The following is a 21026-nucleotide window of genomic DNA, read 5'->3' as shown; positions in this document are numbered from 1 at the left end:
TCGAGATGACGGCGATCGCCTCCCGATAGTCCCGCGCCGGTCCCATCGGCTCCATTGCCAAATACGAAGACGATCCGCCGGGCTTGATCGCTCGGCGGAAAGATGGTGCGCGCCTCCCTAAAACAACCGCATCTGTGGGCTGGAGGATGCCCTCTGGCTCGAGCCCGGCCCGCGCGCGAAATCGAATGCCATCAGGTGCATGCCGCCCGGCGAAGATGGCCTCGGGCGGGAGATCGCGACGCCCAATGATGCCCGCTAGCGGCTCCAGCTCAACGGTGCCAACAAGGTCGTCTTCTGATCGATCAGCTTTCCGGAAAAATTGATTCTGCAGTTCGCCAATCACTACAGATCCAGAGGACTGCATTCGGACGGCGCGCCAAGTTCCGCTTTTGATGCTGTGGACGGCTCTCCAGCCCCGCGGGAGCGTAAGCTCTCGCAGAGATGGAGGAGAGCATGGATCAGGCAGCCACGATCGGGTTGGATATCGCGAAGTCGGTGTTTCAGGTTCACGGCGTCGACCAGAGCGGCGTTGTCGTCGTCCGGCGGCAGGTTCGACGAGTGCAGCTCCTTGCGTTCTTCGCCAAGACGCCGATTACCCAATTGCATTGAGCAGCCCTCGTTTGCTCTTGACGATTGACTTGCATGCTCGGCGACACGGTCGATGGGTTCTTCCGAGGGGCGCGCAGGAGCTTGCGGGCGGGCGCTTTCGGACAGCATCGCGGCTTCAGAGAACAGGCATCGCAGTCCAGCTTGCTCGCCCGATAGCGCATGAGGCCTTCACAATCGACGCCATCGCGCGACACGTCGAACTGGCGGCGGAACTGCCAGAGCTGCCTTGAACCCACAGAACGGCCGCCGGCTGCATCCGGTCGCGACCTGATGCTTCCGCCCGACCGTGAATGCCTGCCCTCAGCCATCAACGGCGGCCGCTGCACCGGCCTGGTCGTTTCCTCGATTATGTGATGAACAAGCCGTCGGACTGGTTCGCGACGCGGGCGCAGATAGCGCAGCGTTGAGAGCCTGTCATCCGCCAGTGAGCGAGCCGTGACCGCCGTCAGCGAGCCATACTCCCCGCAGGTCAAGACATGGCAGATTGTGTACGACCCATGCAATGCCCCATTTTCGGACGCCAAAGCTTCCGAAAATGGGTGCAGCGGGTTTGCGGGGCGCGGTCTTTCGATGGCGAAGAGCGCGGCTGCGCAAGCGCTTCCGGGTGGTCAGCAGTTGCTGATGATCTGCGCTGCTAGCCGTGCTTCCGCGCTGTCATTCCAGACCTCTTGCCGCCGGATCAATCCACCAACGAGTTCGAAACGATCGACGAAGCGGATGCCGGAGAAGGCGGCGCCATCTGGCCATTGGCCGTAGAGGCTGCCGAGAACGTACACGACCGCGCTGCCGTCCGGCGCCTCGCAGAGATCGCAGCGCTCGACATGCTTGGCGATGCTGCGATAGCGCCCGGACGAACCCGCGACGATGGCCGCGAGGTCACGCCGCCGGGCACCGCCGGGGAAGATGAAATCGGCATCCTCGGTGACGAAGGCTCGGGCGGCATCGAGGTCGCGCCGTTCCATCGCAGCGAGGTAGCCCAGCGCCAGCGCTCTTGGTCCCTTATGACGGCCGGCTGCCAAGGCGGGCGAGACGATCGCCTCAGAGCTCATTGACCGCCCTCGCCACCATCAGCTTCTGGCGGACCTTGGAGAACATCGGCAGCACGATCAGCAGAAGCCCGAACGCCAGGATGGTCAGGGCGATCGGCCGGCCCATCAGATAGTCGAGCGGATCGCGCGCCAGCATCATGGTCTGGCGCAGGTTGAACTCGATCGGGCCGCCCAGCACGAAGGCCAGGATCAGCGGCGCCGTGTCGAAGCGCAGCTTGCGCAGGCCATAGCCGAGCGCGCCGAACAGCAGCAGCAGCAGAACCTCGACCGGATTGTTGTTGAGCGAGTAGGCGCCGATGATCATGAACAGGATCAGCGCGGCATAGAGGGCGCGATAGGGCACCTTCAGGAGCTGCACCCAGATGCCGATCAGCGGCAGGTTGAGCAGCACCAGCATGACGTTGCCGATATACATCGAGGCGATCACGCCCCAGAAGATCTCGGGCCGCTCCTGGATCATCAGCGGGCCGGGCGTGACGTTGTGGACGATCAGCGCCCCGAGCAGCAGGGCCGTGACGGGGTTGCCCGGCAGGCCGAGCGCGAGCAGCGGAATGAAGGAGCCGGCCGCGCCGGCATTGTTGGCGGCTTCCGGCCCGGCGACACCCTCGACCGCGCCGTTGCCGAACTCTTCCGGGTGCTTGGTGAACTTCTTCTCGACGCCATAGGAGATGAAGGAGGCGAGCGTCGCCCCGCCGCCCGGCAGCAGGCCGATCAGGAAGCCGAGCACCGAGCCGCGGGCGATCGGCATGGCCGAGCGCTTCCAGTCCTCCTTGGTTGGCATCAGGCTGCCGACGGGCACCGCCTGCATCGAGCGGGTGCGGAACTTCTCGACGTTCTCGAAGACCTCGCCGAGGCCGAAGATGCCCATCGCGACCACGACCACGCCGAAGCCGTCGGTGAGCTCGGGGATGCCGAGGGTGAAGCGCGGCTGGCCGGTGATGACGTCCTGCCCGACCATGGCGAGCATCAGGCCGGCAGAGATCATTATCAGCGACTTGACGACGTTGCCCTTGGCCAGGACCAGGATGACGATGAAGCCGAGCAGCAGCAGCGACAGGTTCTCGGCCGGCCCGAAGCGGATGGCGAACTCGACCAGCGGCATGCTGATCAGGCCGATGGCGACCGCGCCGACCGTGCCGGCGACGAAGGAGCCGATCGCGGCGATGGCGATGGCGGCGCCGGCGCGGCCCTGCTGCGCCATCTTGTAGCCGTCGAGGCAGGTGACGACGCTCTGCGCCTCGCCGGGGATCTTGACGAGGATCGCGGTGGTCGAGCCGCCATAGCTGGCGCCGTAATAGATGCCGGCGATCATGATGATCGCCGAGACCGGGTCGAGCCCGATGGTCAGCGGCAGCAGCATCGCGATCGCCGCTGTCGGCCCTAGCCCGGGCAGGACGCCGATCAGCGTGCCGATCAGCGCACCGCCGAAGCAGAAGACCAGGTTCATCGGCTTCAGGGCGACGATGAACCCTCCGAGCAAGCCTTCCATCAGTAACCCCAGAGCGAGCCGGCCGGCATGTTGACCGAGAGCGCGACGACGAAGAGCAGATAGGCGGCGAGAGCGGTCAGCACGGCCCGGAGGAGGGCTTTCGCGGAGACCAGTTTCTCCTCGCCGATGGCGTAGAGGCCGTACATCAGGATCGTCGCGGAGAGGATGAAACCGAGCCAGGTCAGCAGCAGCGCAAAGGCGCCGATCATCAGCGTGACGAGCGCGACCATCGCCGCGCCGTGCAGGCCGCCACCGTCCTCATCCGCGTCGGTTTCGCCCGCACCCGGCTTGAGGAGCAGCGCGAGGCTCAGGCCGGTCATCGCCAGGGAGAGCAGCAGCGGCACCGCACCGGGGCCGAGCAATCGGCTCGTGCCGAGCGGCAGCTGCAGCGAGGCGAAGGTCCCGATCAGGCCGCAAAGCACGCCGACGACCGCCGCGAGGCGCGGCCGCAGGGCTTCGCCGAGGCTGCTCGCTTTTCCGGTCATTTGGCCAGGCCGAGCTTGACGAGCAACGGCTTCATCATCGCGCTTTCCTCGGCGATCTCGCGGCCGAAAACGTCGGGGCCGGCGAACTCGACTTCGGTCATCGTGCTCTGCGCGAAGGCGACGACGGCCGGGCCGGTGGCGGCCTTCTCGATCGCTGCGGCGAGCTGCTGCACCACCGCGTCGGGCGTGGCCTTCGGGGCCCAGATGCCGACCAGCGGCGAGAGGGCGAGGTCGACGCCGGATTCGGCGAAGGTCGGCACATCCGGCAGGATCTTGGCGCGCGTCTTGCCGAACTGGGCGATCGCGACCATGCGGCCGCCCTTGGCCTGCGGTACGATCGACTGGGCGAAGCCGAGCGCGAGGTCGATGGTGCCGCCGACTGTCGCCGCCACCGCGGGCGTCGCGCCGGGGAAGGGCACATGGGTCAGCTTGATGTCGGCGGCGAGCGCGAAGGCTTCGCCCGAGAGATGGGTGCCGCCGCCGGTGCCGGCACTGCCGAAGGTGACCTTCTCCGGATTGGCCTTGGCATAGGCGACGAGGCTCTTCACGTCGTTGAAGGGCGCGCCGATGCGGGCTCCCATGACGTTGGGGCCAAGCCCGACGCGGGCGACCGGTCGCAGGTCGGACACTGCATAGGGCAACTGGTTCTGGTGCGGCGCGACCGAGAGCGGCGCCGAGGTCGAGAACAGCAGGGTGTGGCCGTCGGGCTTGGCCGATTTGGCGACGTAGTTCGCGCCGATCGTGCCGCCGGCGCCGGGCCGGGTCTCGACCAGCACGGTCTTGCCGAGGATCTTCTCCATCTCGGTGCCGAAGGCGCGGGCGAACTGGTCGGTCGAGCCGGGAGCATAGGGCACGACGAAGGTGACCGGCTGCGTCGGAAAAGCCCAGGCCGCTCTGCTCGCCAGGCCGAGCCCGGCCGTTGCGGCCAGCCCGCCGAGGAGGGCGCGCCTCCCGATCCCCGCATCGTCCATCCCGCTCATCGTTCTTCTTCCCTCGTTCCGGCCTGATCGGCACGTGGCGGGCAAGGTGCCCAGGCCAGGCGCGATGCCTGAGCCTTTGCTGTATGCAAGAAAATGTCAACACTTCTTGCGGCGCGGGCTGACGCATATTTCGGCACGTATCTCGAAAGCAGGCGGTCAAACGGACATTGTCAGTTCAAGCCCCGGATCGACAGCGCCTCATGGTCATCCGTCATTGAGGTTGGTGTTGTGGGGGCGTGGTGCGCTTTGGAGATGGCGCAAGGCCTATCGTCAATAGTGTCAACAGTATCTCGCAGGCCTGCATGCAATCCGCTTATGGGGCGATGACGAAACGGCCTTGGACGTCAGCTCGCCGACCCGGTTTCGTGATGCCGATCTGTCCTGTTCGAGCGGAGACCATGCTGGCCACGTCCCCTCCCGCGAGAATGCCCACCGTCAAGCCGCTGATCGTCGGCATCGGCGGCACGCCCCGTGAGCAATCCTCGACCGAACTCGCCTTGCGCCAGGCCTGCGAGGCAATCGGGGACCAGGCCGAGATCCGCATCTTCGCCGGGCGCGAGCTATTGCTGCCGCTCTATCAACCGGGCGTCGCGAGCCGCGATCCAGGTGCTGCAGCGCTAGTTTCGGCGCTGATGCATTGCGACGGGCTCATCATCGCAAGCCCGGCTTATCACGGCACCATCTCCGGCCTGATCAAGAACGCGCTCGACTATGCCGAGGAGCTGTCGGGGGAGGCGCGGCCCTATCTCGACGGCGTTCCGATCGGGCTGATCACCTGCGCCGCCGGCTGGCAGGCGGCAGGCCAGACGCTGGCGACGCTGCGGACGATCGCGCACGCCCTGCGCGGTTGGCCGACGCCGTACGGTGCAACGATCCGCACCGTGCCCGGCCTGTTCGCAGGCGGAGCTTGCAGCGACCCTGCGGTCGCCGCCGATCTCGGCCGCGTCGGCGAGCAGGTGCTTGCCTTCGCCCAATCGCAAGCGTCGGCGCTCGCCGGTCTGGCGTCGGTGCAGCGCGCCGCCACCCTCACGTCGACCGGGACCGCGCCATGAGACTGGGAATCTGGGCTCCACTGCCCCATACCATCCGCTCCGAACCCGAGATGGAGCGCGCGATCGCCGAGCTCGGCACGGCCGGCGCTGGTGGAGCGGCCGATACGTCCTTCGAATTCGCGGCGCGCATCCTGCAGCAGGCTGAGGAGGCCGGGTTCTCGATCTCACTGATCGCCGAGCGCTGGCTCGGGCCGGATCTCGAAGCCTGGGTCATGGCCTCGGCGCTGTCGCAGCGCACGCGGCGGATGGAGCTGATGGTCGCGGCCCATCCCGGCATCGTCACGCCACAGGCGGTGGCCAAGATGGGCGCCTCGCTCGACCGGATCAGCGGCGGGCGCTTTGCGATCAACCTGGTCAATGGCTGGTGGCCGGACGAGCTGAACCTGTTCGGCAATGGCGGCTGGCTGGAGAGCAGCGCAGACCGCGCAGCGCGGCTGGGCGAATTCGTCCGGGTGCTGCGCGGCCTCTGGACCGAAGACGTATTCTCGTTCAGCGGCCGCTATTACAACGTGGACAAGGCGAGCCTGCCCTTGAAGGCGCGCCGCTCGCCACCGCCGATCTATGCCGCCAGCCGCTCGCCCGAGGGCAAGGCGCTGGTGGCGGAAAGTTGCGATGTCTGGTTCGCCGACTACGTGCCCGATTACCGGCTCTACGACGACAATCTCACGGCGATGACGCAGGAGATCGCCGAGATGAAGGCGCTCGCCGCCGGCCATCAGCGCGAGCTCGGGATCGGGCTCAGCGCGCATGTGATCTGCGCCGATACGCTGGACGACGCCCATGCCCAGGCGGAGGAGATGCTGGACTACGGCAAGCGCAGCCGTATCGCCGCCGTGGCTGCGCGCGGGCTCGGCGCCGGCCTCGTCGGCACGCCGGAGCTGTTGGCGCAGCGGATCGAGACCTATCAGCGCATCGGGGTCGATTGCCTGATGCTGCGCTTCCACCCGATGGCGGAGGGGCTCGCGGCCTTCGCGGACAAGGTCGTCCCGCTGCTGCGCGAGCGGCTCGTGATCGATGCCGGGGCGATGCAGCCGGAACCGGAGCCGGCCCATGGCTGAGGCAGCGACATCTCGCCATGCCCTGATCACCGGCAGCTCGTCCGGGATCGGCCTTGCGCTGGCGCAGCGTCTGCTGGCGGCAGGCTGGCGCGTCACCGGGATCGACCGCCAGCCGGCGCCGCCTGAGGCGGAGGCTGCCGGCCTGCGCACGATCCCGCTCGACCTGCTCGATGCCGTGGCGCTGGCGAGTGTCCTACCGGAAATCCTGGTGGAGCGGCCGGACGCCTTCGTGCATTGCGCCGGGCTGATGCGGACGGGGCGCATCGCCGACATCCGCGACGAGGATGTCGAGACGCTCTGGCGGCTGCATGTCGGCGCCGCCATCGCGATCCTGCGCGAACTTGCGCCGGCCTTGCCCGATACCCGCGGGCGCATCGTGCTGCTGTCGAGCCGGGGTGCCCTCGGCCGGCCCGGGCGCGGCGCCTATGCCGCGACCAAGGCCGCCCTGCATGGCCTTGCCCGCAGCCTGGCGCTCGAGCTCGCGCCGCGCGGGATCACCGTCAATGTCGTGGCGCCGGCAGCGACCGACACGCCGATGCTGTGCGATCCCGGCCGCGGCGAGGCGCCCGCCGTCTCGCTGCCGATCGGGCGGCTGATCGCACCGGACGAGGTCGCTTATCTCGTGCAGTGCCTGCTGGCGCCGGAGGCTGGGGCGATCACCGGCCAGACGCTCTATGTCTGCGGCGGGGCCTCGCTGGTCGCTCCCGGCTAGCGCCCGGTCATTCCGGGCCGATCGCGCCCGGCCAACCTCCCTGCTCGGTCATCTCGCGTACGATCTCGCGGGCGATCCGGGCGAATTCGCTCGCGATGCCGGGGGGCGAGGGCAAATCGAGCTCGACCAGCGCCAGCGGCCAATAGGCACGCGGCGCGATCGGGCGGATGTCTGTGTCCCCGGCGAGCATGCCGGCGGCGAGGGTGGCGCGGGTCATCAGGCTGACGCCGAGGCCACGCTTGACCAGCCCGCTGGTGATGACGTGGTCGTCGACCTCGTAGCGGGCGTCGATCCACAGGCCTTCGCGGGCAGCCCAGGCGTCGAGCAACCGGCGCGAGGCGTTCGGCCGGCTGGGCAGGATCAGCGGCAATTTGACGATCTCGGCCGAGGGCAATCCGCCGGTGCCGCCGCCGAGGCTGCCGGGGAGCCCGACGACGAAGACCTCCTCGCGCAGCAGGGGCGTGACCTTGAGGCCGCGCTGCGGCAGCGGATCATGGGCGAAGGCGAGATCGAGCTGGCGGCGGGCGAGCAGGTCGTGGAGCTGGCTCGAGAAGCCGCCGACGATCTTGATCTCGACCTGCTCATGCGCGGCGCTGAAGCGGGCGAGCAAAGGCGGGGCCAGCAGATGGCCGACGCCCGGCGGCATGCCGATGGTGAGGCGGCCGGTCAAGGCGGCCGAGCCGCGGCGGACGTCGCTGGCGGCCTGCTCGACCTGTCGCAGGAGCTGGGCGGAGTGCTCGAACAGGATGCGGCCGGCTTCGGTCAGCCTGGCGCCGTCGCGGCCGCGCTCAAGCAGTTCCTTGCCGAGCTCGGCTTCCAGCTCGCGGATGGTGCGGCTCACGGCGGGCTGGGAGATGCGCAGCATCTCCGAGGCGCGGCTGAAGCTGCCGCATTCTGCGACGGTCCGGAAATAGCGCAGCGCCCTGAGATCCATCCGCTGCGCCCGCCCTCTAGGCCGCTCGCGCTTTGCTGGCCGCTGCCCGCCCTGCGATGAAGCCGAGGCCGAGCGCGGCGAGCAGGCCGTTGCCGGAGGCATAGCCGGCGCCGCCCGCCCGTCCGCTGATTCCGGCGGCAGCGCCGCCGCCGGCATAGAGGCCTGGCACGACGCCGCCATCCTCGCGCCGCACCTGCGCTTCCTCGTCGACGAGCAGGCCGCCCTGAGTGTGGAACAGCGCCGGCGCGATCCGCGTCGCCACGAACGGCGCCTGCAGCGGCCCCATGCCCCAGGCCTTGCGACCTAGAGCATCAAGCCGATCGCCATTGGCCGCGCCGGCAGCCAGCGCCAACGTCTCGCCGAGCGCATCCGTCGGCAGGCGGCAAGCGTTGGCGAGCGCGTCGGCATTGGCGAAATCGGGTGCGCCGCCATGGGCGACGAGCACGCCGAAATCCGGTTGGCCGGCGGCGGTGGCCTCGCGGATGCGGCTGTCGTAGATCGCAAACAGGCGCCCGCCGCGCGCCAGCGCCGGCGCTGCGAAGGCGGAATAGCCGAGGGTTTCGTCGGCGAAGCGCCGGCCGGTCTCGTCGACGATGACGCCGCCCTTCTCGACGACAGTCCAGGTCACGAGCTCGCCATGCGGCTGTGCGATGGCGGAATGGGCCTGGTAGGCGCCCATATTGGCTAAGCGGGCACCAAGCGCCTCGCCCCAGCGTACGGCCTCGCCATCGCTGCCGAGCGCGCCGAAATACTCGGCCCCGGCGATGTCGGGGGCGTGGCGGGCGATGAGTTCCCGGTCGTGGCCGAAGCCGTTGCAGGCGAGGATCACCGCCTTGGCCGCGATCAGGCTCTCCTCGCTGCCCTGCGTCTGGATCCGCGCGCCGCGGACGGCACCATCTTCGACGAGAAGGGCGGTCGCCGGGGTGGCCAGTGCCACCGGGATGCCGCGCGTCTCCGCCGCCTGCCAGAGCCCCTGCATCAGGTCGGTGCCGCGACGCGAGGGCACGGCATGGAGCCGGTTGACGCTGTGGCCGACATGCCGGTAGGCGCCGATCAATTCGATCGGTAGGCCGAGCGCATCGGCGAGCCATTCGACCATCGGCGCCGAGATCGTGGCGAGGCGGTCGACCAGCGCCTCGGCCTCGTGCGGGCCGGCGGTGCGGCGCAGATCGGCGGCGAAGCGGGCGGGGTCGTCGGCGATGCCGGCTACAGCCTGGAAGCGTGTGCCGGCAGCGGGGATCGAGCCGCTCGACAGCATGGTGTTGCCGGCAAGGCGCGGCAGCTTCTCGACGACCGCGACCTCGGCTCCGGCCTCATGCGCGGCGAGCGCCGCGACAAGGCCGCAGCCGCCGGCGCCGATCACCAGGACATCGACTTCGAGATCGGGCTCGGCGGGCGCCATGGTCCGCTCTGCCTCAGGAGGCCTTTGCCGTCGTCTTGTACTTGGTCTCGTAGTGATCGGTGGTGAGGAGCTGCTTCTCCAGCGCCTGCATGGCCGGGAAGCCCATCAGGTTCCAGATCTCCTCGATGCCGACCAGCAGGTCGGAGCGATCGGCCGGGATGCCGGTCTCCATCACGCCGCGCATCACCGAGAGCGCCTCCTGCATCGCCTTGATCGCGGCGGCCGGGAGCATGCGCGGCAGGCTGATACGGCGCACGCCGAGCTCCTTGAGGCGCGGCAGCGGGATCAGCGGCGTGGTCGGACGCGGGCGGATGCCGAAGCCCATATTGATCGAGACCGGCTTGCTGCCGGCCGCCTCGACGACGCGGGCGATCTGGTCTTCGGTCTTGACAGCGTCGGGGAAGATGGCGTCGGCGCCGGCCGCGACATAGGCGCGGATGCGCTCCAGCGTCGCGTCGATACCCTCGACGGCGAGGGCGTCGGTGCGGGCGATGATGACGAAGTCGTCGTCGCGGCGGGCTAGGCAGGCGGCCTCGATCTTCTTGACCATCTCCTCCTTGGAGACGACTTCCTTGCCCGGCATGTGGCCGCAGCGCTTCGGGCTGACCTGGTCCTCCAGGTTGACGCCAGCCGCGCCGGCCTCCTCGAACATCTGCACGGTATAGTGCACGTTCATCGGGTTGCCGTAGCCGTTGTCGGCGTCGCAGGTCAGCGGGATCGCGATCGAGCGGGCGAGCTGGCGGCAGTGATTGACGTTCTCGTTCAGCCCCATCATGCCGAGATCCTCGACGCCGAGGATCGAATTGGCGATGGCGGCGCCGCTGGTACAGGCGCTCTTGAAGCCGGCGGCCTCGACCAGGCGGGCGCTGTAGCCGTCGTAGACGCCGGGCGAGACCAGGAACTCGCCGGAATTGAGCAGGGCCCGGAAGGCGGCTGGAGCCGAAATCTCGCGTCTGGCGATCATGATGCTCGTTTCTCCGCCTCGGCGGCAGCAATGGATGGAGTTTCGGGGACCTGGGCCAGCACATGGCGGCCGGCGCGCTCGACATGCGAGCGCATCAGGGATTCGGCGAGGGCGCCGTCGCGCATCTTGATGGCGCGCAGGATCTGCCAGTGCTCGGTGAAGGCGAGCTCCTTGCGCTCCGGCACGGCGCCGGAGATGCGCCGGTAGATGCGCAGCAGGTGGTAGAGATCGCCGCAGAGGCTGTCGATGATGCGGCTGTTGCCGCTGGCGCGGACGACCCGCTCGTGGAAGTCGAAGCGCGCGCCTTCCGGCTGGCGCCCGGAATGGGCGGCTTCGAGATCGGCGATCAACGCATCGATCTCGGCCTCGCTCATCCGCTGGGCGGCGAGGCGGCAGGCATAGCCTTCGAGCGCCTCGCGCATCTGGAAGAGCTCGAGGATCGCCTGGGCGGACAGGGAGACGACGCGCGCCCGCAGGAAGGGTTCGCGTGAGACGAGCTGGATGCCCTGGAGACGGCGGATGGCTTCGCGGACAGGCCCGCGGCTGACGCCGAAGCGCGTGGCCAGCACGGATTCGTTGACGACCATGCCGGGGGCGAGCTCGGTGCTGTAGATCAGCTCGAGAATGCGGCCGAAGATCCCTTCGCCGAGCGTCTCGGGGCGCCGTTCGCCGGTTGCCGCTTCCTGCAGGTCCATGCGTGAACGTTAGGAGCGGCTCAAAAATGTGTCAACAGTTTTGAAGGGTACTCGCTGGAAGCACGCAAGCAGGGCCTCGCGTGACCGGTGCCGTATATACCGCGACTTTGGTTTAGCTGCCGGCTGGTCGGGAATCAAAATGTCTGTAGAAAAATACTTTTCTGAAAGTGTTGACATTATTGGACCCTCCTCGCATTTTTCGAGGGTGTTGAACGATACGAGCCGCGGAATGGCCGGCGTCATGACGTCCGATGATACCTTGGCGACCGATGCTGCGGCCGGAGCTTACGCCTCGGTCGCCCGTGCGGCTGAGCGTTCCGGCGTCGCCCTCACCACGCTGCCCTATGCCTGCCGCGTCTTCGTCGAGAATCTCGAACGGGGCAGGCTCTGCGATCCCAATATCGGTGCGGACGCCGTCGCGGCGATGCTGCATTGGCGCGACAACCACGGCGTCGGCGTGCCGCTTACCGTCGGCCGCGTCATCCTGCCGGATTCGAGCGGCCTGCCGGTGCTGCTCGACCTGGCTTCGCTGCGCGACGCCGTCGCCGAAGCGGGTTGTGATCCGGCCAGCGTCGAGCCGCGCATTCCCGTCGACGTCATCGTCGACCATTCGCTGCAGGTCGACGTCTCCGCCGCGCCCGACGCGATGGCGCGCAACATGGCGCGCGAGTTCGAGCGTAATGGCGAGCGCTACAGCTTCCTGAAATGGGCGCAGCAGGCCTTCCGCTCCGTCCGCGTCTACCCGCCCGGCACCGGCATCATCCATCAGGTCAATCTGGAGCACATCGCCCCCGTCGTCACGCGGGTCGCGACATCGCTCGGCGAGATCGCCTGCCCCGACTTCGTCATCGGCGGCGATTCCCACACGCCGATGATCAACGGCATCGGCGTGCTCGGCTGGGGCGTTGGTGGCATCGAGGCGCAAGCCGCGATGCTCGGCCAGCCCTATGTCTTCCCGGTGCCGGAATTCGTCGGCGTCAGGCTCGTCGGGGCGCTGCCCGCCGGCGCGACCACGACCGACCTCGTCCTCACCGTCACCGAGCGGCTGCGGCGCGAGCGCGTTGTTGCGACCGTGATCGAATATTTCGGGCCGGGCGCGGCGACGCTGTCGGTGCCATCCAGGGCGACGCTCGCCAATATGGCGCCGGAATACGGCGCGACTGCCGGCTTCTTTCCGATCGACGCGCAGACCATCGCCTATCTTGCCCGCACGCGCTCGCCGGAGCAGGCCGCCTTCGTCGAGGCCTATGCGCGGGCCAATGCCATGTTCCGCGAGCCGGGCCTGGCCGACCCGGATTATTCCCGCGTCGTCGAGATCGACCTTGCCAAGGTCGGCCGCAGCGTCGCCGGGCCGCGCCGGCCGCAGGACCGGCTCGACCTTGCTGCCGTGGCGGGTGATTTCACAGGAAGGCTGCCGCAACCGCTGGCCGAAGGTGGTTTCGCCGCCGATCCCGCCGCGGCCGTTCAGGTCTCGACACCTGCCGGCCCTGCTGCGCTCCGGCATGGCGCGCTCGCGCTCGCGGCGATCACCGCCTGCACCAACACCTCCAACCCGGCGGTAATGATCGCGGCCGGACTGCTGGCGCGCAATGCGGTGGCTGCCGGGCTCACGGTCCCGGACTGGGTCAAGACCTCGCTGGCGCCGGGCTCGCGCGTGGTGACGCGCTATCTCGACGAGCTCGGCCTGCTGGCGTCGCTGGAGCAGCTCGGCTTCGGCGTCGTCGGTTATGGCTGCACCACCTGCGGCGGCAAGTCCGGCCCTCTGCTGCCGGTGATGGCGCAGGCGATCGATGCGGGCGGCCTGGTCGCGGCCGCCGCGCTCTCGGGCAACCGCAATTTCGAGGGCCGCATCCACCGGCAGGTGCGAGCCAACTACATCATGTCGCCGCCGCTGGTCGTCGCCTTCGCGCTCGCTGGGCGCATCGACATCGATCTCGAAAGCGAGCCCCTCAACGGAGCGGATGCGGAGAAGCCAGTCCGCCTTGCCGATCTCTGGCCGGACGAAGCCGAGATCGCCACGCTCGCGGCGCGCGCCGGTGATGCCCGGCTGTTCCGCGAGGTCTATGGCGACATGCCGTCGAGCTTGCTCTGGGACGAGCTTGCCGCGTCGAGCGGGCTGCGCTTCGGCTGGAACCCGCAATCGAGCTATCTGGTCGAGCCGCCTTTCCTGGAGCTCGCCCGCGAGCGGGCGCGTGAAGGCGTGCCGGATGCCCTGCATGGCGCGCGCGTGCTCGGCGCCTACGGCGACTCGCTGACCACCGACCACATCTCGCCGAGCGGCGAGATCCCGGTCGACAGTCCGGCGGGGCGCTATCTGATCGGGCTCGGCATCGAGCCGAAGGCGTTCAACACCTATGTCGGCCGGCGCTGCAATCACGAGGTGATGGCGCGCGCGACCTTCGCCAACCTGCGCATCAAGAACCAGATGGTGCCCGGCCGGGAGGGTGGCTGGACGCAGCTCCAGCCGGACGGCGAGGTCGTCTCTGTCCATGAAGCCGCAACAGCCTATGCCGAGCGCAGAACGCCGCTGATCGTGCTCGGCGGCAAGGACTACGGCATGGGCTCCAGCCGCGACTGGGCGGCCAAGGGCTCGGCCCTGCTCGGGGTGCGCGCCGTCATCGCCGAGAGCTATGAGCGCATCCACCGCTCCAACCTGATCGGCATGGGTGTGGTGCCCCTGCGCTTCGCCGACGGCGAAGGCTGGCGTCAGCTCGGCCTCGATGGCAGCGAGAGCCTCGACATCGACGGGCTGGTCGCCGCGATCGACGGCACCGCCTCGGCAATCGTCACCGCCACCGGCGCTTCCGGGCCGATCCATTTCACGGTCACGGCCGATGTCTCGACCATGAGCGAGCGCGCCTGCCTGCGCGCCGGCGGCATCATGGCCGAGGTTCTCGCCTTTTTCACCCGGCGCGTCGCGCCGGTCCTGGTCACGGAGCATCCATGAGTTTCGATCTCTTGCTGGCGGGAGGCGAGATCGTCTTCCCGGGCGTCGGAGTCCGCACCGGCTCGGTCGCGGTCAAGGACGGGCGCATCGCCGCGCTGCTGGCGCCGGGCGAGCAGGCGAGCGCCAGGCAGGTGATCGATTGCCGTGGCAAATGGGTGATGCCGGGACTGATCGACCCGCATACCCATATCGGCTTCGGCTCGAACGAGACCGATTTCGAGACGGAGTCGCGCTCCGCCGCAATCGGCGGTGTCACCGGGATGATGACCTTCCACCGCTCCAACGACCTGCGCCAGTCGACCGGGCCGTGGAAGGAGCGGGGCGAGAGCCAGTCACTGATCGATTTCGGCTTCCATTTCGGCGTCACCAGCAAGCTGCACATCGAGACGCTGCCGGACTGCGCCGAGCACTTCGGCGTCACCTCGATCAAGGTCTACCTGATGTACAAGGGCGCCTCGGGCGCCGCGAAGGGCTTCACCGAGATCGATGACGGCCTGCTCTACCGGGCACTGCTACAGGGCGCGCGGATCAAGGGCGGCGTCGTCGGCGTCCATTGCGAGAATGTCGAGGTCATCCCGGTCTTCCGCGAGCCGCTGAAGGCCGCCGGCCGCAACGACCTGCCGGTCTGGGATGAGCAGAGCCCCGGCTTCCTCGAGGCCGAGAACGTCTTCCGCGTGATCTATTTCGGCGAGAAGGCGCAGTGCCCGGTCAATATCGTGCACATGTCGAGCGCCGAGAGCCTGGAGATCGTGCGCCGGGCGAAGCGGCCCGGCCGCGCGCCGATCCATGTCGAGACCTGCAGCCATTATCTCGCGCTGACCAGCCAGTCGCCGATCGGCTTCCTCGGCAAGGTCAATCCGCCACTGCGCTCGGCCACCGATGTCGAGGCGCTGTGGGAGGGCGTGCGCGACGGCACGATCTCGACCATCGGCTCCGACCATGTGCCGCGCAAGCGCGAGACCAAGGGGCCGGACATCTGGAAGGCGTCCGCCGGCTTCCCTGGCATCGGCACGCTGCTGCCGGTCTTGATCCATGAGGGCGTGCACAAGCGCGATCTGCCGATCGAGCAGATCGCCGCCGTGACCAGCGCCAATGTCGCGAAGCTCTATTCGATCCCGAACAAGGGCCACATCGCCGTCGGCATGGATGCAGACCTCGTCGTCGTCGATCCGGACAAGGAGATCGTGGTCGATCCGTCGACGCAGGAATCCTTCTCCGACTACTCGCCCTATGAAGGCATGCGCTTCAAGGGCGCGCCCGTGCGCACCATCCTGCGCGGCCGCGTCATCGCCAGCGACGGCGCCGTCGATCCCCAGGCCCGCGCGACGCCGGCCGGCCGTTATCTGCACCGCTCCTGAAGACCTCAAAGGCTCAAAGACGATGACCAAGCGAATCTGGGACGATTTCCTGACCGAGCGCGACAAGCAGGTCTATGCGCAGGCCGGTTACGGCAAGCGCGGCGGCTTCGGCAAGCGGCCGGCCCTGTTCATCATCGACGTCCAGTACAATTTCTGCGGCGACAAGCCGGAGGACATCCTGGAAGGCCTCAAGCAGTACCGCACGCATTGCGGCCCCGAGGCCTGGGCTGCGGTCGAGCACATCGTGCCGCTGCTGGAGATGGCTCGTGAGAAGAACATCCCGGTCTTCTATACCGAGAGCGCTCGCCGGCCGGACATGATCGATTCCGGCGTGCAGGTCGGCAAGAATCATCGCGGCGCCGAGAAGACCTCGACTGAAGGCACGCACGCGACCCAGACCGTCGCGCCTCTGGCGCCGCGCCCGCAGGACATCCGCATCGGCAAGCGCAAGCCGTCCTGCTTCTTTGGCACCATCTTCATGAGCCATCTCAATTTCTTCGACGTCGACACGCTGATCCTGACCGGCTGCACCACCTCGGGCTGCCTGCGGGCGACGGCGGTCGATGCCTATTCCTATAACTTCAAGGTGGTGATCCCGGAGGAGACCGCGTTCGACCGCTTCCAGGCGAGCCACGCGATCAACCTGTTCGATCTCAACTGCAAATATGCCGACGTGATCCCGTCCGCCGAGGTGAAGGATTATCTCGGCGGCCTTTCCGTCCGCGATGATCTGCCGGCAGGCGTTTCGGGCTGAAGCTTCCTCGCATATTGCGGGTCATCCCGGGCGCAGCGAAGCCGAGATCCGGGATCCATTCCGGAGCTTACCCGAAAGAGGTTCAGGCATGGATCCCGGGTCTCCTTTCGGTCGCCCGGGATGACCTGAATGTAAGTCGACAACCGGGGGAGGAACCGTAGCCATGGCCGATCGCGAGATCATCGTCCCGGAATCGATGCGCGCCATCGTCGAGCGGGCAGGCTATGCGCCGGCCGTGCGCGTCGGCGAGATCGTCTATGTCGTGGGCCAGGTCGGCCGCACGCCCGATTTGCAGGTGATCGAGGACCCGGCGGAGCAGTTCGCGGCCGCCTGGGAGAATGTCCGGATCGTGCTGGAGGCGGCCGGCTGCGGCTTCGCCGACATGGTCGACGTCACCACTTATCATGTCGGGATGGCGCGCCACATGGACGTGTTCCGCAAGGTCAAGAACCACCTCGTTCCGCGCGAAGGCTATGCCTGGACGCGGATCGGCGTCTCCGAGCTCGCTCACCCCGGCCTGCTGGTCGAGATCAAATGCGTCGCCCACTGCCCCGGGCGCTGAGCCGGGCCTCGCTCAGCCCAGCGTCGCGCTCAACGGCGAGCAGGCCCGCGTGAACAACGCGCCGGGCTTCACGCCCACCTGTTTCATCATCCACCAAGCGCAGCAGAGATTTGACGAGAGCAGCGGCGGGCCTGAGCCTTCGGCGCGCGCTACCATGGCCGGCAAGGTGATCATGCCGGTGCCGCTCATGACGATGGCGTCGATGCCGGCGGTCTCGACCTGGCGCAGGGCTTCCTCGACCTCTTCCGTCGTCAGCTCATAGGCGCGGAAAGTCTCGGAGACCTTGACCACCTGGGCAACGGTGAAGCCGGCGCCGGTCCAGTAGCCGGCAGCCTCCTCGGTCAGCCAGGCCGGATAGGGCGAGAACAGGCAGATGCGTCTCGCGCCGATTGCCTTCAGCGCATGGCGGATCGCCCCGCTCGCGGTCTCGACGGGAAAGCCCGACGCATCGGAGAGACACGCCGCCAATGCATCGTCGGCGCCGGCGCCGAGCCGGTAGCTCGGCCCGGTCAGGGCGACCGTCGCGGCATTGAGCTTCAGGCTGCCGAAGGTCTTCAGGGCCGGCTCGTAGGAGGCGATATAGGCGCGGTTGCGCTGCTCCAGCGTGGTGTCCGGCATGACCGGCAGGCGCGCGGCGTAGAGCCGGGCCCCCGAGGGGATCAACCGGTTCATCTCCGGCTCGACGGTCGGGTTGGCCGGCGGAACGAGCACGGCGAGTGCGGGCTGCGTGGCGAGTTGGGCGAGATCCATGATGTCGGGTGTCCTCAGGCGGCGCGGGCGGGACGTTCGAGCATGTCGAGCATCGCGGCAGCGGCGAGATAGTCGATCGCGCTGCTGCGCGAGGCGGCGAGCTCGCGGACCTTCTGCAGCCAGTCCTCGCCGCCGGCGACGTTGCGGTCGGTACGCGGGATCAGCATCTCCTCGGCAACGCGCTTGCGCTCGGCGGCGGCTGCGACGACGAGCTCCGGCCGCCGCTCGCGCAGCGCGCGGATCATGGCCTGCGCCAGGGCCTGCGCATCATGGATGCCGCAGTTCATGTTCATGCCGCCGCGGGTGTTGGTGACATGGGCGCCGTCGCCGGCGAGGAAGGCCCGGCCGACATGGTAATGCGAGGCGACACGGCGGCTGGCGCCGTAGACGTCGCGGCCGAGCACCGTCGGCGGCGTGGTCCAGCTCGGCATGACCTCGCGGATGCGATCGGCGAACCAGCCGTCCTGGAGCGCGGTCTCGTCCGGCACGTCGCCCGGCACGCGGATGATGATGCGCCAGCAATCCGGCATCTTGAGGAAGCTCAGCGATTTCGGGCCGTTGTGCAGATAGGTGATCGGCGCGACCCCGGGGAGCACCGCATCGAGATCGTCCGACGTCATCACGCGCAGGACCTTGTGCGGATAGACCATGCCGTCGAAGGCGACGCCGAGGGCGTCGCGCACGGCGCTGCGGGCACCGTCGGTACCGAGGAGGTAGTCGGCGGCGATGGTCAGCGCCTCGCCGTCACGGTCGGCGGTGACGGTGACGCCGTTCTCGTCCTGCGTCAGCGCTTCGAAGCCGGCGCCGAACAGAACGCGGGCATTGGGGTGCTCCTCGATCTGCGCCAGCAGCAGCGGCGTCAGCTGCGCCTGCTCCAGATGCAGCCGGAAGGGAAAGGGCGTGCGCTCGGCGAGATCGGCGAGGATGAACTCGGCGAAGGGGCCCGCCGGCGTGCGGTACTGGATGCGCTTGACGATCTCGCCCTCGGCCAGCATCGGCGTCAGCACGCCCAGGCCGTCGAGGATCTCCAGCGTCGCCGGGTGGAAGGTCGAGGCCTTGGAGGCGGCGGTGAGGCCGGCGCGCTTCTCGAGCACGACGACGTCGACGCCCGCCTTGGCAAGGATCAAGGCCGCGACGAGCCCGACCGGCCCGGCGCCGGCGACGATCACTTGGGTTTTCAGGCTGGCAGTCATGGTGTCCTCCGCAGCGGCGCATGGCGCTCTGCATATGTATTAAGTATGCTACTTAATATGTTTTGGCAAGCGTGGCGCGGCGCCGCCGTCAGGCCTCTTCGGGGCTGAGCACGAGGCAATTCGCCGTCGCCCAGCCGACCGGAATGAGATCGCCACGCTGCAAGGTGGGCAGCCCGTCGCGGAAGGTCAGGCGCGCGGTGAAGCTGTCGGAGCCGCCGAGCCGCAGGCGCAGGCGGGTATGGTCGCCGTAATAGACCAACTCCTCGATCGCAGCCTCGAAACGGTTCTCGCCGGCCGCGACCGGGCCGATCAGGACCTTCTCGGGCCGCAGGGCCAGCACGGCCGGAGCGCCGACCGGCAGATCGGTGCCGGCCATGGCGCGAACCTCGCTGCCATCGGAGAGGCGTAAGCGGCAATGGGCGCCGTCGCGCGCGGCTATGGTGCCGTCGAGCCGGTTGTTCTCGCCGATGAAGGAGGCGACGAAGGCGTTGGCCGGTTTCTCGTAGATCTCGTTCGGCGGCGCGAGTTGCTGGATGCGGCCGTGATGGAAGACCGCGACGCGGTTCGACATGGTCAGCGCCTCGCCCTGGTCGTGGGTGACGTAGACCACGGTGACGCCAAGTTGCTCGTGGATATGCTTGATCTCGAGCTGCATGTGCTCGCGCAATTGCTTGTCGAGCGCGCCGAGCGGCTCGTCCATCAGCACGAGCTTGGGCCGGAAGACCAGAGCGCGGGCCAGCGCGACGCGCTGCTGCTGGCCGCCGGAGAGCTGCATCGGGCGTCGGTCGGCGAGATGGCCGAGCTTGACCATGTCGAGCGCACCGCGCACCCGCTCCTCGCGCTCGGCCCGGCCGACGCCCTGCATCTCCATCGGGAAGGCGAGGTTGGCGGCGACGCTCATATGCGGGAACAGCGCGTAGTTCTGGAAGACCACGCCGATGCCGCGCCGATGGGCCGGTACGTTGTTCAGCGGCCGGCCGTCGAAGGTGATCGTGCCGCCGGAGGGATCCTCGAAGCCGGCCAGCATCATCAACGTCGTGGTCTTGCCCGAGCCGGAGGGGCCGAGCAGCGTGACGAACTCGCCGCGCTCGACCGCGAAATCGAGCGACTTCACGACCTGCGTCGCGCCGTCATAGCTCTTGGTGACCTTGTCGAAGACGATGATGGGGTTGCTCATGCTCGCACTCATGCGGTCGGTCCGGAGGGAGAGACCCCGCGAGCCTGGGCGCGCTTCCGGATGAATTCGTTCAGGGCCAGCAGCAGCACCGAGAAGAGGATCAGCAGCACGGCGGCGGCGGCGATGGTGGGGCTGAGGAACTCGCGCAGGCCGGCATACATCTGCCGCGGCAAGGTGAACTGGCCGGGGCTGGCGATGAACAGCGCCACGATCAACTCGTCGAAGGAGGTCGCGAAGGCAAAGAGCGCCCCCGTCGCCACGCCGGGCGCGATCAGCGGCAGCACCACGCGGCGGAAGGCGATGGCCGGATTGGCGCCGAGGCTGGCGGCAGCACGCAGGAGGTTCTGATCGAAGGTCTGCAGCGAGGCCAGCACGGTCAAAAGCACGAAGGGCACCGACAACACGGTATGGGCGAGGATCAGGCCGGTCAGAGTCGAGCCGAGTCCGACGAGTGACAGCGCGAAATACATGGCGATGGCGGTGACGATGACCGGCGTCACCATCGGCAGCGACAGGATGGCGAGCAGCAGCGCCTTGCCGCGGAAGCGGCCAAGGTAGATGCCGAAGGCGGCGAGCGTGCCGAGCAGCGTCGCCAGAACCATGGTGGCGATGCCGACGACGAAGCTGTTCCAGGTGGCGCTGAGCCAGCGGCTGGAGCTGAAGAAGTCTTCGTACCAGCGCAGCGAGTAGCCCGGCGTCGGCAGCACCAGCAATTCGCCGGAGGACAGCGAGAGCGGGAAGACGACGACGATCGGGGCCACGAGGAAGAGCAGGATCAGGCTCGTGGCAAAGGCGAGTGCGAGGCGCCCGGCGGTGACCGTCTTGCGCGGAGCGGGGGCCGATGTACTGGTCATCG

General features: G+C 68.2%; 20 protein-coding genes and 1 pseudogene. 8 read left to right on the top strand and 13 right to left on the bottom strand.

Annotated features, from left to right (window positions below; all coding sequences use genetic code 11):
- Positions 1 to 343: hypothetical protein (locus ASE66_RS32905; RefSeq protein WP_210178640.1), on the bottom strand; the 343-nt coding region annotated here is incomplete at its 3' end.
- A 110-nt stretch (positions 344 to 453) separates the two neighbouring features.
- Here ASE66_RS32905 and ASE66_RS32505 point away from each other — a divergent pair.
- A pseudogene (locus tag ASE66_RS32505) lies at positions 454 to 591 on the top strand (IS110 family transposase); the annotation flags it as partial.
- Between the two features lie 626 nt (positions 592 to 1217).
- On the opposite strand, the gene ASE66_RS14955 reads toward ASE66_RS32505, so the two are convergent.
- From ASE66_RS14955 to ASE66_RS14940, 4 genes are read right to left on the bottom strand one after another with little or no spacing between them, the layout of a single operon-like run.
- Entirely contained in the window at positions 1218 to 1658 is a 441-nt protein-coding gene (locus ASE66_RS14955; protein ID WP_057190499.1) for a nuclear transport factor 2 family protein, read from the bottom strand.
- On the bottom strand, positions 1648 to 3147 hold the full coding sequence (locus tag ASE66_RS14950; RefSeq protein ID WP_057190498.1) for a tripartite tricarboxylate transporter permease: 1500 nt from the start codon (positions 3145 to 3147) through the stop codon (positions 1648 to 1650). Before ASE66_RS14950 ends, ASE66_RS14955 begins: the two co-directional genes overlap by 11 nt.
- On the bottom strand, positions 3147 to 3632 hold the full coding sequence (locus ASE66_RS14945; protein WP_057190497.1) for a tripartite tricarboxylate transporter TctB family protein: 486 nt from the start codon (positions 3630 to 3632) through the stop codon (positions 3147 to 3149). The genes ASE66_RS14950 and ASE66_RS14945 overlap by 1 nt, the downstream gene beginning before the upstream one ends.
- Entirely contained in the window at positions 3629 to 4612 is a 984-nt protein-coding gene (locus tag ASE66_RS14940; protein WP_082613469.1) for a Bug family tripartite tricarboxylate transporter substrate binding protein, read from the bottom strand. Before ASE66_RS14940 ends, ASE66_RS14945 begins: the two co-directional genes overlap by 4 nt.
- 425 nt (positions 4613 to 5037) lie before the next feature.
- On the opposite strand from ASE66_RS14940, the gene ASE66_RS14935 reads away from it, so the two are divergent.
- Genes ASE66_RS14935 through ASE66_RS14925 form a run of 3 tightly spaced genes read left to right on the top strand, consistent with a single transcriptional unit; the run spans position 5038 to position 7434 of the window.
- Positions 5038 to 5664 carry an NADPH-dependent FMN reductase gene (locus ASE66_RS14935; protein WP_057190495.1) on the top strand — a complete coding sequence of 209 codons (627 nt, stop codon included), beginning with the start codon at positions 5038 to 5040 and terminating at the stop codon, positions 5662 to 5664.
- Positions 5661 to 6722, top strand: coding sequence for an LLM class flavin-dependent oxidoreductase (locus tag ASE66_RS14930; protein WP_082613468.1), 1062 nt, complete (start codon positions 5661 to 5663; stop codon positions 6720 to 6722). Before ASE66_RS14935 ends, ASE66_RS14930 begins: the two co-directional genes overlap by 4 nt.
- Positions 6715 to 7434 carry an SDR family NAD(P)-dependent oxidoreductase gene (locus tag ASE66_RS14925; protein ID WP_057190493.1) on the top strand — a complete coding sequence of 240 codons (720 nt, stop codon included), beginning with the start codon at positions 6715 to 6717 and terminating at the stop codon, positions 7432 to 7434. The genes ASE66_RS14930 and ASE66_RS14925 overlap by 8 nt, the downstream gene beginning before the upstream one ends.
- A gap of 7 nt (positions 7435 to 7441) precedes the next feature.
- On the opposite strand, the gene ASE66_RS14920 is transcribed toward ASE66_RS14925, so the two are convergent.
- From ASE66_RS14920 to ASE66_RS14905, 4 genes are read right to left on the bottom strand one after another with little or no spacing between them, the layout of a single operon-like run.
- On the bottom strand, positions 7442 to 8368 hold the full coding sequence (locus ASE66_RS14920) for a LysR family transcriptional regulator (protein WP_057190492.1): 927 nt from the start codon (positions 8366 to 8368) through the stop codon (positions 7442 to 7444).
- Between the two features lie 16 nt (positions 8369 to 8384).
- A complete protein-coding gene (locus tag ASE66_RS14915) occupies positions 8385 to 9770 on the bottom strand; it encodes an FAD-dependent oxidoreductase (RefSeq protein WP_057190491.1) in 1386 nt (461 codons plus the stop codon).
- Between the two features lie 13 nt (positions 9771 to 9783).
- Positions 9784 to 10734: an isocitrate lyase/PEP mutase family protein gene (locus ASE66_RS14910; RefSeq protein WP_057190490.1), complete on the bottom strand. Its 951-nt coding sequence runs from the start codon at positions 10732 to 10734 to the stop codon at positions 9784 to 9786.
- Positions 10731 to 11429, bottom strand: a complete 699-nt coding sequence (locus tag ASE66_RS14905) for a GntR family transcriptional regulator (protein ID WP_057190489.1) — start codon at positions 11427 to 11429, stop codon at positions 10731 to 10733. Before ASE66_RS14905 ends, ASE66_RS14910 begins: the two co-directional genes overlap by 4 nt.
- A 241-nt stretch (positions 11430 to 11670) precedes the next feature.
- Between ASE66_RS14905 and acnA the strand changes: the two genes are divergently transcribed.
- The 4 genes from acnA to ASE66_RS14885 all read left to right on the top strand — a co-directional run bounded on the left by acnA (position 11671) and on the right by ASE66_RS14885 (position 17050).
- Positions 11671 to 14376 (top strand): aconitate hydratase AcnA, encoded by a 2706-nt coding sequence (acnA, locus tag ASE66_RS14900; protein ID WP_057190566.1) that lies wholly within the window; start codon positions 11671 to 11673, stop codon positions 14374 to 14376.
- The gene (locus tag ASE66_RS14895) at positions 14373 to 15734 is read left to right on the top strand and encodes a dihydroorotase (RefSeq protein WP_057190488.1); all 1362 of its coding nucleotides are present in this window, start codon (positions 14373 to 14375) and stop codon (positions 15732 to 15734) included. The genes acnA and ASE66_RS14895 overlap by 4 nt, the downstream gene beginning before the upstream one ends.
- Positions 15735 to 15756: 22 nt before the next feature.
- Positions 15757 to 16488, top strand: coding sequence for an isochorismatase family protein (locus ASE66_RS14890; protein WP_057190487.1), 732 nt, complete (start codon positions 15757 to 15759; stop codon positions 16486 to 16488).
- Positions 16489 to 16651: 163 nt separating this feature from the next.
- Positions 16652 to 17050, top strand: coding sequence for a RidA family protein (locus ASE66_RS14885; RefSeq protein ID WP_057190486.1), 399 nt, complete (start codon positions 16652 to 16654; stop codon positions 17048 to 17050).
- 12 nt (positions 17051 to 17062) lie between these two features.
- Here the strand turns inward: ASE66_RS14885 and ASE66_RS14880 are convergent, their stop codons facing one another.
- From ASE66_RS14880 to ASE66_RS14865, 4 genes are all read right to left on the bottom strand, one after another.
- Positions 17063 to 17800, bottom strand: a complete 738-nt coding sequence (locus tag ASE66_RS14880; protein ID WP_057190485.1) for a hypothetical protein — start codon at positions 17798 to 17800, stop codon at positions 17063 to 17065.
- A 14-nt stretch (positions 17801 to 17814) separates the two neighbouring features.
- Entirely contained in the window at positions 17815 to 18993 is a 1179-nt protein-coding gene (locus tag ASE66_RS14875) for an FAD-dependent monooxygenase (protein ID WP_057190484.1), read from the bottom strand.
- A gap of 88 nt (positions 18994 to 19081) precedes the next feature.
- Positions 19082 to 20170, bottom strand: coding sequence for an ABC transporter ATP-binding protein (locus ASE66_RS14870; RefSeq protein ID WP_057190483.1), 1089 nt, complete (start codon positions 20168 to 20170; stop codon positions 19082 to 19084).
- 8 nt (positions 20171 to 20178) lie between these two features.
- Entirely contained in the window at positions 20179 to 21024 is an 846-nt protein-coding gene (locus ASE66_RS14865; RefSeq protein WP_057190482.1) for an ABC transporter permease, read from the bottom strand.
- Positions 21025 to 21026 lie beyond the last annotated feature (2 nt).

This window comes from Allobosea sp. Root483D1, assembly GCF_001429505.1.
Lineage (GTDB): Bacteria > Pseudomonadota > Alphaproteobacteria > Rhizobiales > Beijerinckiaceae > Allobosea.
Note: the sequence above shows the minus strand (reverse complement) of the source record. Positions and strands in the feature narration are given on the sequence as shown.

Bases quoted from the DNA above. Each gene is read 5' to 3' on its own strand.
- ASE66_RS14905 (WP_057190489.1), bottom strand. From the start codon at position 11,429: ATGGACCTGCAGGAAGCGGCAACCGGCGAACGGCGCCCCGAGACGCTC.
- ASE66_RS14920 (WP_057190492.1), bottom strand. From the start codon at position 8,368: ATGGATCTCAGGGCGCTGCGCTATTTCCGGACCGTCGCAGAATGCGGC.
- ASE66_RS14885 (WP_057190486.1), top strand. From the start codon at position 16,652: ATGGCCGATCGCGAGATCATCGTCCCGGAATCGATGCGCGCCATCGTC.
- ASE66_RS14870 (WP_057190483.1), bottom strand. From the start codon at position 20,170: ATGAGCAACCCCATCATCGTCTTCGACAAGGTCACCAAGAGCTATGAC.
- ASE66_RS14910 (WP_057190490.1), bottom strand. From the start codon at position 10,734: ATGATCGCCAGACGCGAGATTTCGGCTCCAGCCGCCTTCCGGGCCCTG.
- ASE66_RS14945 (WP_057190497.1), bottom strand. From the start codon at position 3,632: ATGACCGGAAAAGCGAGCAGCCTCGGCGAAGCCCTGCGGCCGCGCCTC.
- ASE66_RS14940 (WP_082613469.1), bottom strand. From the start codon at position 4,612: ATGAGCGGGATGGACGATGCGGGGATCGGGAGGCGCGCCCTCCTCGGC.
- ASE66_RS14950 (WP_057190498.1), bottom strand. From the start codon at position 3,147: ATGGAAGGCTTGCTCGGAGGGTTCATCGTCGCCCTGAAGCCGATGAAC.
- ASE66_RS14890 (WP_057190487.1), top strand. From the start codon at position 15,757: ATGACCAAGCGAATCTGGGACGATTTCCTGACCGAGCGCGACAAGCAG.
- ASE66_RS14915 (WP_057190491.1), bottom strand. From the start codon at position 9,770: ATGGCGCCCGCCGAGCCCGATCTCGAAGTCGATGTCCTGGTGATCGGC.
- ASE66_RS14955 (WP_057190499.1), bottom strand. From the start codon at position 1,658: ATGAGCTCTGAGGCGATCGTCTCGCCCGCCTTGGCAGCCGGCCGTCAT.
- ASE66_RS14880 (WP_057190485.1), bottom strand. From the start codon at position 17,800: ATGGATCTCGCCCAACTCGCCACGCAGCCCGCACTCGCCGTGCTCGTT.
- ASE66_RS14875 (WP_057190484.1), bottom strand. From the start codon at position 18,993: ATGACTGCCAGCCTGAAAACCCAAGTGATCGTCGCCGGCGCCGGGCCG.
- ASE66_RS14895 (WP_057190488.1), top strand. From the start codon at position 14,373: ATGAGTTTCGATCTCTTGCTGGCGGGAGGCGAGATCGTCTTCCCGGGC.
- ASE66_RS14925 (WP_057190493.1), top strand. From the start codon at position 6,715: ATGGCTGAGGCAGCGACATCTCGCCATGCCCTGATCACCGGCAGCTCG.
- ASE66_RS14930 (WP_082613468.1), top strand. From the start codon at position 5,661: ATGAGACTGGGAATCTGGGCTCCACTGCCCCATACCATCCGCTCCGAA.
- ASE66_RS14865 (WP_057190482.1), bottom strand. From the start codon at position 21,024: ATGACCAGTACATCGGCCCCCGCTCCGCGCAAGACGGTCACCGCCGGG.
- acnA (WP_057190566.1), top strand. From the start codon at position 11,671: ATGACGTCCGATGATACCTTGGCGACCGATGCTGCGGCCGGAGCTTAC.
- ASE66_RS14935 (WP_057190495.1), top strand. From the start codon at position 5,038: ATGCCCACCGTCAAGCCGCTGATCGTCGGCATCGGCGGCACGCCCCGT.